Consider the following 13,661-nt stretch of genomic DNA (forward strand, 5'->3'; position numbering starts at 1 on the left):
GATACCGCGCGGAGCCGGGCTCCGCGGGGATGCCGCACGGAGTCGGACTCCGGCGGGTACCGCTCGGAATCAGGCTCCGGCGGCGATCTGCGCGAGGCGGCGTGCCTCGTCGCGGGTGACGCGGGCGATGGCGTCCTCGTCCACCGTGGTGAGGTGGTTGCCCTCGACGACCGGCTTGCCGTCGACGAGGGACAGGGTCACCGGGGCGGCCGCGCCGAAGATGAGCGCGGTCACCGGGTCGGCGATCGAGGAGTGGGCCAGGGTGTCCAGCTTCCACAGGACGAGGTCGGCGAGCTTGCCGGCCTCCAGGGAGCCGATCTGGTCGGCGCGGCCCAGTACTCGGGCCCCGCCGAAGGTCCCGAGGCGCAGGGCCTGACGGGCGTTCAGGGCGGTTTCGCGGTGGGCGCCGAGGCGGTTGATGAGGAGCGCGTTGCGCAGCTCGGTGTGGAGTTCGCCGGACTCGTTGGAGGCGGTGCCGTCCACGCCGAGGCCGACGGGGACGCCGGCGGCGAGCATGTCGGGGACCCGGGCGATGCCCGCGGCGAGGCGCGCGTTGGAGGACGGGCAGTGGGCGACGCCGGTTCCCGTACGGGCGAAGGCGGCGATGTCCGAGTCGTTCATGTGGACGCAGTGGGCCATCCACACGTCCTCGCCGAGCCAGCCGGTCGACTCGAAGTACTCGGTCGGGCCCATCCCGAACAGCTCCTTGCAGAACTGCTCCTCCTCGACGGTCTCCGAACCGTGGGTGTGCAGCCGTACGCCCTTGCGGCGGGCCAACTCGGCACCCTGACGCATCAGTTCGGTGGAGACGGAGAACGGCGAGCAGGGCGCGACGGCGACCTGGGTCATGGCGTCGAAGGAGGCGTCGTGGTGGGCGTCGACCGTCGCCTCGGTGGCGGCGAGGGCGCCTTCCAAGGTCTCGACGGCGAAGTCCGGGGGCAGGCCGCCGTCCTTCTCGCTGCGGTCCATGGAGCCCCGGGCGAGGGTGAACCGCACGCCCATCTCGCGGGCGGCGCCGATGATCGCGCCGGAGAGGTCGCCGGAGCCCTTCGGGAAGACGTAGTGGTGGTCCATGGCGGTGGTGACGCCGCCGCGGGCCATCATGGCGAGCGAGCCCTGCGCGGCGGCGCGGGCCATCGGCTCGTCGATGCGCGCCCAGGTCGGGTAGAGGGCGACCAGCCAGTTGAAGAGGTTGTGGTCGGTGGCCAGGCCCCGGGTGATCCACTGGTAGAAGTGGTGGTGCGTGTTGACCAGGCCGGGGGTCGCGAGGTGTCCGGTGCCGTCGATCCGCCGGACGACTCCGGCGAGGCCCTCCGGAGCCTTGCCGGCGCCGATGGACTCGATGCGGTTGCCCGCCACGACGATGTACCCGGACGCGTACTCCGTGTCGTGGGCGTCGACGGTGGCGATCGAACAGTTCTCGATGACGATGCGCTGAGGGTCTGCCGAAGCTGCCATGGCGCTTCCTTCTTCTCTCTGTGGCGATGTGGGCACGGCAGGACCCTAGGAGGATTTGAGTGCCACAGCGGTGCGGCTGTGGGTGCCGAGATGGTGGAAGAACAGATTGAGCACGACCGCGACCAGTGCTCCCGCGCTGATCCCGGAGCCGAGGACGGTCTGCGCCCAGGCCGGGAATCCGGCGTAGAAGGTCGGCGCGGCGAGCGGGATGATGCCCGCGCCGAGCGCGACGGCGACCAGGATGATGTTGGAGCTGTCGTCCAGGCCCGCCTCGGAGAGCGTACGGATGCCGCTGACCGCGATGGAGCCGAAGAGGACGATGCCGGCGCCGCCGAGGACGGGCATCGGGACGAGCGAGACGACCGCGCCGAGGACCGGGAAGGCGCCGAGGACCAGGAGCGCTCCGCCGGCGGCCGCGACGACGTACCGGCTGCGTACGCGGGTCAGGGAGACGACGCCGACGTTCTGGGCGAAGGCGCTGGTGGGAAATCCGCCGAAGACCGGGCCGAGGAGGGTGGCGATGCCGTCCGTACGCAGGCCCCGGGTGATCGTGCGGCCGTCGGTGCGGCGGTCGCAGATCTCGCCGAGGGCGAGCATCCCGGCGGAGGACTCCGTCATCAGGACGAGCATGACGATGCAGAGCGACAGGATCGCGGCGGGCTGGAACTCCGGCGCGCCGAAGGCGAAGGGGGTCGGCAGGGCGGCTAGTGGTGCGGACTTCAGCGCGGAGAAGTCGGCGAGTCCGAACGGGATAGCGGCCAGCGTGCCGACGAACATGCCCATCAGCAGGGCCACTTGCTTGAGGAAGCCGCGGCCGAAGCGCTGGATGAGCAGGATGACGACGAGCGTGAAGGCGGCCAGCGCCAGGTACTTCATGGCGCCGAAGTCGGCGGCGGTGGCGTCTCCGCCCTGCGCCCAGGCGACCGGGACCGGCATCAGGGTGACGCCGATGAGGGTGATGACCACGCCGGTGACGAGCGGCGGGAAGAAGCGCAGCAGTCTGCCGAAGAAGGGGCCGACGGCCAGGCAGAAGACTCCCGCGACGAGCACCGCCCCGTAGATCGAGGGGAGTTGGTGACCGGGTGCGCTGGTCTCGGCGATGGCGAGCATCGGCGCGATCCCGGCGGAGGAGGCGGCGTTGACGAAGGGCAGCCGGTTGCCGGCGAAACGGCCGAGACCGACGGTCTGCAGGATGGTGGCGAGCCCGGCGATCAGGAGGCTCGCCGCGATGAGCCGGGTCATCCCGGCGGTGTCGAGGCCGACGGCCTGGCCGATGATCAGCGGAGGGGTGACGACGCCCGCGTACATGGCGGCGATGTGCTGGAGCGCGGCGGGGACGAGCCGCGCGGGAGGAAGCTTCTCGTCGACCGGGTGAACTGCCTTGTCGACAGCGGTGGTCGGTGAGGTTGTGCCTGGGCCTTCTGCCGGCCTCGTTGCAGGCTGTGCCATGGGGGTTCCCTCCGGGATGACCGGCCTCCGCCCGTCGTTGCGCGGGCGGAGGCGGGTTCAGTGCCGCGTCAGAGGTTGGTCATGTCGACCGGGATCTTCGGCTCGACGCCGTCCCGGAGCACGGTGGCCTCGATCAGACCGTAGGGACGGTCCGCCGCGAAGTAGACCTCATTGTCGTTCTTGAGGCCGAACGGTTCGAGGTCCACCAGGAAGTGGTGGTTGTTCGGCAGCGAGAACCGGATCTCGTCGATCTCGCTGCGGCTGTTGATGATGCGCGAACCCATCTGGTACAGGGTCTGCTGGAGCGAGAGGGAGTACGTCTCGGCGAAGGCGTGGAGCATGTGCTTGCGCGCCTGCTCGTAGGACTTCTCCCAGTTCGGCATCCGCTGCTCGTCGCTGGTCCAGTTGTAGCGCCAGCGGGCGGAGACGTCCGTCGCGAGGATGCGGTCGTACGCCTCCTTCAGCGTCGTGTACCGGTCCTTGACGTAGCCCCAGAACTCGGAGTTGGTCGAGTTCATCACGGTCAGGTCCTTGAGGCCCGAGATGACCTCCCAGTTGTCGCCGTCGTAGGTGATCTGGGAGACGCGGGTCTCCTGGCCCTTGCGGACGAAGGAGTGCCTGACCTCGTCGGCGCCGATGAAGCGGGAGTTGCCGTCGGAGGTCGCGATGCGCTCCCAGCTGTACTCCTCGATCCGGATCCGGGCGCGGTGGATCGGCTCCTGGGAGGAGACGAAGTGCCGGGCGAGGTGGATGCCGAACTGCTCGGCGGACTCGATCCCGTGCTCCTTGGCGAACGCGAACACCGTGTTCTTGGTGGTGTCGGTCGGCAGGACGTTGGCGTTGGAGCCGGAGTAGTGGACGTCGTCCATGTCGCCCGAGAGGGCGACCGAGACGTTCAGGTCCTTGATGTGGTGGGTGTCGCCGTCCCGCACGATCTTGACGACGCGGTTCTCTGCTTTGCCGTACTGGTTCTGGCCGAGAATCGTGGGCATGTCGGTGCTAGCTCCCTCGGTAAACGGAGTAGCCGAACGGGTTGAGCAGCAGCGGTACGTGATAGTGCTCGCCCGGGGCGACCGCGAACGCGATGGTCACCTCCGGGAAGAACGCGCCGCTGTCCCTTACGCGGGGGGCGTCCTGCTGCGCCTCGGCTTGCTTCTTGGAAAAATACGCCTCGGTGTCGAATGCGAGACGCACATGGCTTGTTCCCTCCGGCAGTGCCGGGAGGTCCTTGCAACGCCCGTCCGCATCGGTCGCGGACGCTCCGAGCGTCACGTACGGCGCGTCGCTTCCGCTGCGGGCGGCGAGCGAGACGGCGACGGACGCGGCGGGGCGGCCGATACTGGTGTCCAGGATGTGGGTGGACACCGATGCGGTCGTGTCGGTACTCAAGACCGTCACTCTCCTAGATCTCAAGAGTCCTGTGCGGAAGTGCCCTCTGCGAGGGTCTCCGTCACGAGACGGGTCAGCCGGATGCGGTTGATCTTGCCCAGTTCGGTGCGCACGATCTCCTGCTCCTGCTCGGGCGAGTTTCCGATCCGGGACTTCACCGCGTCGCGCATCTGCTCACCGGTGGCGCCGGTGGCGCAGATCAGGAAGACATGTCCGAACCGCTCCTGGTAGGCCAGGTTCAGTTCGAGCATCTCGGTCTTGAGCTCCTCGGAGGCGCCGGCCATCCCCCGCTGCTCACGGGAGGAGGTCGGGTCGCCGGGCTTCGGGCGGCCGATCGGCGGGTGGCCCGCCATCGCTTCGGCCAGGTCCTCCGCGGTGAGCTTCGCCATGGCGGCGTCGCTCGCGGAGAGCAGGGCTTCTTCGGTGGCGTACGGGCGCCCGGCGAGGATGGTGTTTCCCCAGGTCGCACTGGCACACACCTCGTGCAGTGCGGGAGTGGCCTCGCCGTCCGCCAGGGTGTTGAACCGGGTGAGGCCCGGTGTGGAGCTCGAAGTCACGGGAGCCTCCGTGGCTGTTTTTCGCTGTGCGTTGTTCGGGCTGCGGATAGCTAACGCCCTCCACAACACGACGTCAACACTTTGTTGAAATCTCGCGAACGAAGAAAGCCGCCGTCCCGGCATACGGACGGCGGCTTTTTCTGCGTCTTCGGTGTGTTCGGCCAACTACTCACCCTTGGCCGCATGTTCCCGGTTCAGGTAGTTGTAAACGGTGAACCTGGAGACGCCCAGGGCGCCGGCCACCGTCTCCACCCCGTGCCGCACGGAGAAGGCACCGCGTGCCTCCAGCGCCCGGACGACGCTCTGCTTGGCCTTGCGGTCCAGGTCGGCGAGCGGCATCCCGTGCCGTCGTTCCATCGCGGCGAGGATGTGGTCGAGCGAGTCGGAGAGCTGAGGAAGGCGTACGGCTATGACGTCCTGGCCCTCCCAGGCGAGCACGACGTCGTCCGGTTGGGCCTGATCCGGACCCAGCAGCTCCGCGCCCATCGCGTCGACGAGCGGCTTGACCGCGGAGACCAGCGGATGGTCGAGCGTTGCCGAAGGGTTATCGGACGCGGCGGAGGTGTCGGCGGCGGCCGGGGGGTGATCGACGGATTCGGTCACGCCGCGTCCCCCTCGATCACGTTCACCTGGAGCGAGACCCGGGTGGCGCCCGAGGCCAGGGCCCGCCGCAGCAGGGAGTCCACGGCGGTGAGCACCTCGTCCGCGCCCCCTTCCGCGGTGTTGCCGAAGGGGCCGACGTCCACGGCGTCGAGCCCGGCGCCCTGGATCACCTCACGGGCGACCACCGCGTGGGCGGGCGCCTCGTCGAGATCGAACGGCTCGGTGGTGAATTCCACCCTCAAGCGCACTGTGCCTCCATGATGTCCTCGCCCCGGGTGCGGGCTCCCGCGGCTCGGCCACGACTGTAACCGCTGGACGGGGCCCGCTCCGGTGCGCGCGGGGCCCGAACGCGGCGGTTACGGAAGCGGCAGGACGCAGACCGCGACCGGAGCCGGAAGACCGCGGCGGCTGGCGAGGCGGGCGCGGGGGAGGAACGGCCACCGTGGCCGGGGCGGTCGGGGCGGGAGCTCGGACGGGGGCGGTCAGCCGCCCGTCTGAATGTCCCCCCTGGTCGAGGAGGCGATGGCGTCGCCGTGGGCGAAGTCGCCGGGCGGGATGCCCGGATGGTGCCCCTCCCGGTCGGGGGCGACCTCGGCCGCCGGGCCGAGCGCGAGCCGGGAGACGATCCGGTAGCGGTCGCCCCGGTAGAGCGAGTGGACGTACTCCACGGGGCGGCCCGCCGTGTCGGAGGTCAGCCGCTCGAAGAGCAGCGCCGGCGACAGCTCCGGCACGTCGAGGAGCCCGGCCTCGGCGCGGGTGACGACGGTGGGCTCGATGGCCTGGACCGCCTCGTGGACGTGCACCCCGTGCGTGGAGCGCAGATGCTCGTACAGGTCGCCGCTCTCCAGCTCCCGCGCGCTGAGGCCCGGCACCAGCTCGGCCCGGATGTGCAGGTGCTCGATGGCCATCGGCACACCGTCGACCAGCCGCAGCCGCGCCACGTACACGATCTCGGCGGCGGGCGACATCCGCAGCTTGCGGCCGACGCGGGCCCCCGCCTGGAGGGTGGTGAACTCCAGCAGCCGGCTCGACCAGGCGCCCGCCGCCTGCGGCACGCCCAGCGCCCGGTCCCCGGCGACCAGTTCCTGGGTGATCTTGGCGGGGGCGACGAACATGCCCCGGCCATGCTCGCGCACCAGAAGCCCGGCGGCGACCAGCTCGTCGGCCGCCGCGCGCACGGTGGGCCGCGATACGCCGAGCAGGGCGCACAGGGCGCGCTCCGAGGGGATGGCGTCACCGGGGCTGCGCGACTCGATCAGCTCCAGCACGGCATCGCGGGTCCGCTCCCGCTTGAGCACCGTCCCCGGCACATCCGCGTCCACGTGTTCCCCTCCCGACGGGTCGAACCTCTTACCAGTTGTCGACCAGTGCGGCGTAACTGGCTTGCTGGTCAGGCGAAGTGTAACGCCATCCGCAAGCGTCATCAGCGGCATGGCTACACGCAGACCATCAAATCCCCTCTCTACGCGAGGGGTTGACGGCCCCATTGGTCCATGCCACCTTCAACCCCCATCGAGAGGTGAGCTGTCCAGTGAACCCAACTGGTCAGGTGGTCAGGTGGATTTCAGATCAGGTGAAGTTCAGGTCAGGTCAGGTCAGTCGCATCGTTCTGCTTCCGAGGTGAACCATGAAGTACCGCTTGCTCGCCGGTGGGTCCGTGCTCGTCCTGACCGCCGCGCTCAGTGCCTGTAGTTCGTCGTCCGGAACGGACTCCGGCAACGGGGGCGGCCGGACGGCGGTGGACGTCTGGCTGATGCGCGACAGCGTCTCGGACGGGTTCCAGAAGGAGTTCGCCGCGGACTTCGAGAAGCGCCACCCCACGATCGACGTGAAGATCCAGATCCAGGAGTGGGACGGGATCGGCGAGAAGATCACCGCCGCCCTGGCCAGCAACGACGCTCCGGACGTCATCGAGGCGGGCAACACCCAGGTGGCGCAGTTCGCGGAGAGCGGCGGACTGCTCGACCTCAGCGACCGCACCGAGGAGCTGAACGGCGGGGACTGGCTGAGCGGCCTGGCCGAGCCGGGATCCTACGAGGGCAAGCAGTACGGCATCCCGTACTACGCGGCCAACCGGGTGGTCGTCTACCGCACCGACCTCTTCGAGAAGGCGGGCGTCGACGCGACGGCGATCAAGACCCGTGAGCAGTGGATCGACGCCACCACCAAGCTCAACAAGGGCGGCACGCAGGGCATCTACCTGCCCGGACAGCTGTGGTACGCGCTGGCGGGGTTCATCTGGGACGAGGGCGGCGACCTCGCCGCGGAGTCCGACGGGAAGTGGTCCGGCGCGCTGGACACCCCCGAGGCGCTGCGCGGCATGGCCTTCTACAAGGAGCTCCAGGCGCTCGGCAAGGGCCCCAAGGACTCCGACGAGGACGACCCGCCGCAGGCCGAGGTGATGGCCCAGGGGCAGGTGGCGCAGGTCATCCAGACCCCCGGCGGGGCCAAGGTCATCGCGGAGCAGAACCCCGCACTGGCGGGCAAGCTCGCCTTCTTCCCGATCCCGGGCAAGACGGCGGACGCCCCGGGCGCGGTCTTCACCGGCGGCTCCGACCTGGTCGTGCCGGCCGCGGCGGCCCACCCCGACGAGGCGGTCGCCTTCATCAAGGAGCTGACCGGGGACACCTGGCAGAAGAAGCTCGCCGTCGCCATGAGCTACGTGCCGAACCGGACCACCCTGGCCTCCGCCGTGGCCGACGACCCGGGTGCCGCCGCGATGGCGGTCGGCGCGGCCAACGGGCACGCGACGCCGAACACCCCGGGCTGGGCCGCGGTCGAGGCCGAGAACCCGATCAAGGACTACATGACGGCCGTGCTCACCGGGGGCGATCCGGCGAAGGAGGCGGCGAAGGCCTCGGCGGACATCACCCGGGCCATGAACGCCGGCTCCTGACCTCGATCCGCCACCACGGCAGCACGAGCCACCAGAGCAGTACGAGCCACCACGGCAGCACGAGCCACTCCAGCAGCACGAGCCACCACAGCAGCACGGAAGGAGGCGTACCGTGCCGGTCGTCGACCAACGGACCGCACCCCGCACACCCCGGCGGCGTCCCGTCCCGCTCCTCGCCGGGCGCAAGAACCCGCCCCCGCGGGCCAGGGCGCAGAGCCGCTGGCCGTACGCCCTGATCGCCCCCGCCGTCGGCGGCATGCTGTATCTGCTGGTCTACCCGCTGGTGCGGGCCGTCCTGATCTCGTTCCAGGACTTCCGGCTCCGCCAACTGATCACCGGCGACGCGGAGTTCGTCGGGTTGCGGAACTACCGGACGCTGTTGGCGGACCCCCGGTTCTGGGAGGTGGTGCGCCGTACCTTCCTCTTCATGGCGGTCAACGTCGTCCTGATCATGGTGATCGCCACCCTGGTCGCCCTGATGGTGGAGCGGCTGGGCCGGATCGGGCGGACGGTGGTGCTGTGTTCGCTGGTGCTGGCCTGGGCGATGCCGGTGGTGGCGGCGACCACGGTCTTCCAGTGGCTGTTCCACTCGGAGTTCGGCATCGTCAACCAGTCGCTGACCTCGCTCGGCTTCGAGTCCTTCGACCGCTATCCGTGGTTCGCGAACGGCACAGCCGCCTTCGCGATCCTGGTGACGCTCATCGTCTGGCAGTCGGTGCCGTTCGCCGCGGTCACCCTGTACTCGGCGCTGACCACCGTGCCCCTGGAGCTGTACGAGTCGGCGCGGCTGGACGGGGCGGGCGCGGCGCGGATCTTCCGTTCGGTCACCTTCCCGATGCTGCGGCCGATCTTCCTGCTGGTCGTCTCGCTGGAGGTGATCTGGACCTTCAAGGCGTTCGTCCAGATCTGGGTGATGACGCGGGGCGGCCCGGGTGACGCCACGACGATCCTGCCCGTCTACGCGGTCCAGACGGCGCTCTCCAGTCAGCGGTACGACCTGGGCTCCGCGGCCTCGATGGTCACCGTGGTCCTGATGTCCGGGGTGCTCGTCCTGTACTTCCGCCAGATGCTCCGCCAGGAGGACGAGACCCGATGAACTCACCTGTCGTACGCCCTCGGCTCCGGCGCCTTCCGCTGAACGTCGCCGCCGCCGTGACCGTCGTCGTCTGCCTCTTCCCCGTCTACTGGATGGTCTCCACGGCCTTCAAGCCGTCCAAGGACATCCAGTCCGCCGACCCGCAGCTCTTCCCGCACACCTGGACGCTCGACCACTTCCGACGGGCGGTGGAGGCCGACGGCTTCGCCCTGTTCTGGCGCAACAGCATCCTGGTCACGCTGGGGGCGGTGCTGCTGGCGCTGCTGGTGGCGCTGGGCGCGGCGTACGCCGTCGCGCGGATGCGGTGGAAGGGCCGACGGCAGTTCATGCTGATGATCTTCATCGCGCAGATGGCGCCCTGGGAGTCGCTGATCATCCCGGTCTACATCATCTCCCGGGACACCGACATGCTCGACCGGCTGCCGACCCTGACGTTGATCTACTTCATGATCACGCTGCCGTTCACCGTCGTGGTGCTGCGCGGCTTCATCGGGACGATCCCCCCGGAGCTGGAGGAGGCCGCGCGGGTCGACGGGTGTACGCGGACCGGGGCGTTCTGGCGGGTGGCGATGCCGCTGCTGACGCCGGGGCTCATGGCGACCTCGCTGTTCGGCTTCATCACCGCCTGGAACGAGTTCGCCTACGCCAACTTCCTGATCATCAAGCAGCAGGACAACCGGACGCTGCCGGTGTGGCTGTCGTCCTTCCAGAACACCTTCGGTACCGACTGGGGCGCCACGATGGCCGCCTCCACCCTCTTCGCGCTGCCCGCCCTGGTGATCTTCCTGCTGCTCCAGCGCCATGTCACGTCCGGATTCGCCGCCGGCGCCGTCAAGGGCTGAGCAGCGGAAGACGCCCGCCCGTGCCCGTTCGTCCTCCCGTCCGCCCTCCACCCGCCCGCCCGCGAACCGAATCCGGAGACCGCCGTGCCCGCATCGCGCCCCGACCTCGCCCTCCTTCCCCGGCCCACCAAGGTCTCCTCGCTCGGCGGCCGGCTCACCCTCGACCGGGACACCACCGTCCGGGCGCTGCCGGGCGCGGAACCGGCGGCGGACCTGCTGCGCTCCCTGGTCGGCCGCGCGGCCGGGCTCCCCCTGGCCCCGGCGTCGGACGGCCGGGTCGTCCTCGCCCTGGACGACCGGCTCGGCGGCCTCGGCGAGGAGGGGTACGGGCTGACGGTCGGCCGGCAGGCCCTCCAGCTGCGCGCCGCCCATCTCACCGGGCTGCTCCGGGGCGTCCAGACCATCCGCCAGCTTCTGCCCGCCGAGGCCCTGTCGGGCGGGGCGCCGGGGGCCGGGTCCTGGGAGCTGCCGTGCGTCGAGATCACCGACGTGCCCGACCGGCCGTGGCGCGGGGCGATGCTGGACGTGGCGCGGCGCTTCCAGCCGGTCGGCTATCTGCGCCGGTACGTGGACCTGCTGGCGCTGCACAAGCTGAACGTCCTGCACCTCCACCTCACCGACGACCAGGGCTGGCGGATGCCGGTCGACGCCTACCCCCGGCTGATCTCGGTCGGCTCCCGGCGGGCCCGGTCGCAGAAGGGCCCGACCGGTCCGGACGGGGCGCACTTCGACGCGGTGCCGCACGAAGGGGCGTACACCAAGGCGGAGTTGCGAGGCCTGGTGCGGTACGCGGCGGAGCGCGGGGTCACCGTCGTACCGGAGATCGAGATGCCCGGCCATGCGCGGGCGGCGCTCGCCGCCTACCCGGAGCTGGGCAACCACCCCGGGCGTGAGCTGGACGTGTGGACCCGCTGGGGGGTGTGCGACACGATCCTCGGCGTGCACGAGGAGGTCTTCGACTTCTGCCGGGCCGTGCTGGAGGAGGTGATGGACGTCTTCCCGTCTCCGTACCTCCACATCGGGGGCGAGGAGTGCCCCACCACCGAGTGGGAGGAGAGCCCGGCCGCCCGGGAACGCGCGGCGGCCCTGGGGCTCGCGGACCCGGCGGCGTTGCACGGCTGGTTCATGGGCCGGGTCGGGGCGTTCCTCGTGGAGCGCGGCCGCATTCCGCTCGGCTGGGTCGAGAACGGCACCGAACTCCCCCCGGAATTCACGGTGATGACCTGGCGCGACTCCTCGCACGCGCGGGCCGCCGCACACCGGGGCCACCAGGTGATCGCCGCGCACCACCGGGCGACCTACCTCGACTACGCCCAGTCCGGCGACCCGTCCGAGCCGGTCGCCCAGCCCGGGGCGCCGGTCCCGTTGCACACGGTCCACGGTTACGAACCGGCGCCGCTGGACTGGCCGAAGGCGGACCGGACGCGGGTGCTCGGGACGCAGGCGCAGTTGTGGACCGAGTACGCCCGCACCCCCGAGGAGATCGAGTACCTCAGCTACCCCCGGCTCTGCGCGCTGGCCGACCGGTCCTGGTCCGGCGGGCGCGGCGACTGGCCGGGGTTCGTCGAGCGGCTGCGTCACCACACCGCCCGGCTGGACGCCCTGGGCGTCCCCTACCGCCCGCTGGACGCGCGGTCGCTCGCGACAGCCCCGTACACGTCCGCGTCCCCGTCCCCGTCCCCGTCCTCAGGAACAGCGCGACCCCACTCGTAGCCACTCCCCCACCACCGTTCCGGAGAGGAACACACCGTGAACCCATCACGCAGGAAAGTGACCACAGCACGCAGGAATCCGCGCGGGTCCAGGCTGCGCACCGCCGCCGCCTCGGCCGCCGCCGTGGCCCTGGCCGCCACCGGTCTGGCCGCGCTGCCGTCCTCGGCCAACGCCGCGGCGGACGGGATCGTCGTCCAGTACCGTACGAGCGCGTCCGGCGCGAGCGCCGACCAGAGCGAGCCGTGGCTGAAGGTGCGTAACGCCGGCTCCACCTCCGTACCGCTGAGCAGCGTCAAGGTGCGCTACTACTTCAAGGCCGACTCGGCGTCCGCCGCCTACCGGTTCGCCTGCTCCTGGGCGGTGAAGGGGTGCGCGAACATCACCGGTACGTTCGGGACGCCCGCCCATCCGACCGCCACGGCGGACCGCTATCTGGAGATCGGCTTCACGGCCGGGGCCGGTTCGCTGGCGCCGGGGGCGGACACCGGGGACATGCAGCTGCGCTTCCACCAGAGCTCCTGGGCCCCGCTCGTCCAGTCCGACGACTACTCCTTCGGCGCGGACAGGACGGCGTACGGCGACTGGTCCAGGGTGACCGCCCACGTCTCCGGGGCGACCGTGTGGGGCGAGGCGCCCGGGGGCAACGGCCCGACCGACCCGCCGGACCCCACGGACCCGCCCACCGACCCGCCGGGGGACGCGCCGACGCTGTTCGACGACTTCGACTACAGCTCGCACACCGACCCGAAGATCAACGCGAACGGCTGGAGCGTACGGTCCAACTCCGGCGGTCCCGGCGTGCCGGGCGCGACGTGGGCACCTGAGAACGTCACCTTCGCCGAGCAGAGCGGCAACTCGGTGATGAACCTGGAGACCTCGACGGCCGGCACGGGGGCGTCGACGAAGCACACCGAGATCCTGACCAAGTCGATGAAGTTCAAGAACGGGACGTACGCGTCCCGGGTGAAGTTCAGCGACGCGCCGCGCTCGGGCCCGGACGGCGACCGGATCGTGCAGACGTTCTTCACGATCAACGACCTGAAGGCACCGATGGCGGACGACTACGCGGAGTACGACTTCGAGTATCTGCCCAACGGCGGCTGGGGCGAGCCCGCGAACATCCTCTACACCACGTCGTGGGAGACCTACCGGCCCGACCCGTGGGAGGCGGTCAACGCGCACAGCGAGGTCCGGCAGTCGTACGCGGGCTGGCACGACCTGGTGGTGACCATCGACGACGACCAGATCACGTACTACGTCGACGGCCAGCACTTCGGGACGCACGGGGCGGCCTATCTGCCCGAGCGGCCTATGTCGATCAACTTCAACCAGTGGCTGATCGACCTCCAGGGGCAGCCGAGCACCACGCCCCGCGCCTACGACCAGCAGGTGGACTACGTCCTGCACGTGAAGGACCAGGTGCTGACCCCGGCACAGGTCAACGCGATGGTCGGGACGTACCGCGGGGCGGGGACGAGCTTCGAGGACACGGTTCCGGCCGGATAGCGGGGGTCCGTACGGCGTGAGAGCCGGGCGGGGCGGGGGTCGAGGGCGGCCCCCGCCCCGCTTTCGTATGCCAGGAGGCACTCGCGCCACCGATTCCGTACACCGCCGGCCGGGGTGAATTTTCCGGCACCCCTTGACAGCCCCGCCACCCT

General features: G+C 70.4%; 14 protein-coding genes. 5 read left to right on the plus strand and 9 right to left on the minus strand.

The window, feature by feature from the left end; genetic code table 11:
- Positions 1-69 precede the first annotated feature (69 nt).
- The 8 genes from N7925_RS05560 to N7925_RS05595 all read right to left on the minus strand — a co-directional run bounded on the left by N7925_RS05560 (position 70) and on the right by N7925_RS05595 (position 6,778).
- Entirely contained in the window at positions 70-1,458 is a 1,389-nt protein-coding gene (locus N7925_RS05560) for an 8-oxoguanine deaminase (protein ID WP_274343224.1), read from the minus strand.
- A gap of 45 nt (positions 1,459-1,503) precedes the next feature.
- Positions 1,504-2,907 carry a nucleobase:cation symporter-2 family protein gene (locus tag N7925_RS05565; protein WP_274343225.1) on the minus strand — a complete coding sequence of 468 codons (1,404 nt, stop codon included), beginning with the start codon at positions 2,905-2,907 and terminating at the stop codon, positions 1,504-1,506.
- 68 nt (positions 2,908-2,975) lie between these two features.
- Entirely contained in the window at positions 2,976-3,899 is a 924-nt protein-coding gene (gene pucL, locus N7925_RS05570) for a factor-independent urate hydroxylase (RefSeq protein ID WP_265598387.1), read from the minus strand.
- 7 nt (positions 3,900-3,906) lie between these two features.
- Positions 3,907-4,296 (minus strand): hydroxyisourate hydrolase, encoded by a 390-nt coding sequence (gene uraH, locus N7925_RS05575; protein WP_257138021.1) that lies wholly within the window; start codon positions 4,294-4,296, stop codon positions 3,907-3,909.
- Positions 4,297-4,316: 20 nt separating this feature from the next.
- On the minus strand, positions 4,317-4,853 hold the full coding sequence (gene uraD / locus N7925_RS05580) for a 2-oxo-4-hydroxy-4-carboxy-5-ureidoimidazoline decarboxylase (protein WP_265598388.1): 537 nt from the start codon (positions 4,851-4,853) through the stop codon (positions 4,317-4,319).
- 165 nt (positions 4,854-5,018) lie between these two features.
- Positions 5,019-5,456 carry a helix-turn-helix domain-containing protein gene (locus N7925_RS05585; RefSeq protein WP_416222872.1) on the minus strand — a complete coding sequence of 146 codons (438 nt, stop codon included), beginning with the start codon at positions 5,454-5,456 and terminating at the stop codon, positions 5,019-5,021.
- Complete coding sequence (locus N7925_RS05590; RefSeq protein ID WP_265598389.1) at positions 5,453-5,704, minus strand: hypothetical protein; 252 nt, start codon at positions 5,702-5,704, stop codon at positions 5,453-5,455. Before N7925_RS05590 ends, N7925_RS05585 begins: the two co-directional genes overlap by 4 nt.
- A 234-nt stretch (positions 5,705-5,938) precedes the next feature.
- Positions 5,939-6,778 carry a GntR family transcriptional regulator gene (locus tag N7925_RS05595; RefSeq protein ID WP_274343226.1) on the minus strand — a complete coding sequence of 280 codons (840 nt, stop codon included), beginning with the start codon at positions 6,776-6,778 and terminating at the stop codon, positions 5,939-5,941.
- Between the two features lie 305 nt (positions 6,779-7,083).
- Here N7925_RS05595 and N7925_RS05600 point away from each other — a divergent pair, with 305 nt between their 5' ends.
- Positions 7,084-8,352: an extracellular solute-binding protein gene (locus N7925_RS05600; RefSeq protein ID WP_274343227.1), complete on the plus strand. Its 1,269-nt coding sequence runs from the start codon at positions 7,084-7,086 to the stop codon at positions 8,350-8,352.
- Here the strand turns inward: N7925_RS05600 and N7925_RS05605 are convergent.
- Positions 8,324-8,449: a hypothetical protein gene (locus N7925_RS05605; protein WP_265598391.1), complete on the minus strand. Its 126-nt coding sequence runs from the start codon at positions 8,447-8,449 to the stop codon at positions 8,324-8,326. The two genes, N7925_RS05600 and N7925_RS05605, sit on opposite strands and share 29 nt — an antisense overlap.
- A 15-nt stretch (positions 8,450-8,464) precedes the next feature.
- Here N7925_RS05605 and N7925_RS05610 point away from each other — a divergent pair, with 15 nt between their 5' ends.
- The 4 genes from N7925_RS05610 to N7925_RS05625 all read left to right on the plus strand — a co-directional run bounded on the left by N7925_RS05610 (position 8,465) and on the right by N7925_RS05625 (position 13,509).
- Positions 8,465-9,448 carry a carbohydrate ABC transporter permease gene (locus N7925_RS05610; RefSeq protein WP_274343228.1) on the plus strand — a complete coding sequence of 328 codons (984 nt, stop codon included), beginning with the start codon at positions 8,465-8,467 and terminating at the stop codon, positions 9,446-9,448.
- On the plus strand, positions 9,445-10,290 hold the full coding sequence (locus N7925_RS05615) for a carbohydrate ABC transporter permease (protein ID WP_274343229.1): 846 nt from the start codon (positions 9,445-9,447) through the stop codon (positions 10,288-10,290). The genes N7925_RS05610 and N7925_RS05615 overlap by 4 nt, the downstream gene beginning before the upstream one ends.
- Positions 10,291-10,374: 84 nt before the next feature.
- On the plus strand, positions 10,375-12,003 hold the full coding sequence (locus N7925_RS05620) for a beta-N-acetylhexosaminidase (protein ID WP_274343230.1): 1,629 nt from the start codon (positions 10,375-10,377) through the stop codon (positions 12,001-12,003).
- A 57-nt stretch (positions 12,004-12,060) separates the two neighbouring features.
- Complete coding sequence (locus N7925_RS05625) at positions 12,061-13,509, plus strand: cellulose binding domain-containing protein (RefSeq protein WP_274346399.1); 1,449 nt, start codon at positions 12,061-12,063, stop codon at positions 13,507-13,509.
- Positions 13,510-13,661: the final 152 nt, after the last annotated feature.

It is taken from the genome of Streptomyces sp. CA-278952 (genome assembly GCF_028747205.1).
In the GTDB taxonomy this organism is placed as follows: domain Bacteria; phylum Actinomycetota; class Actinomycetes; order Streptomycetales; family Streptomycetaceae; genus Streptomyces.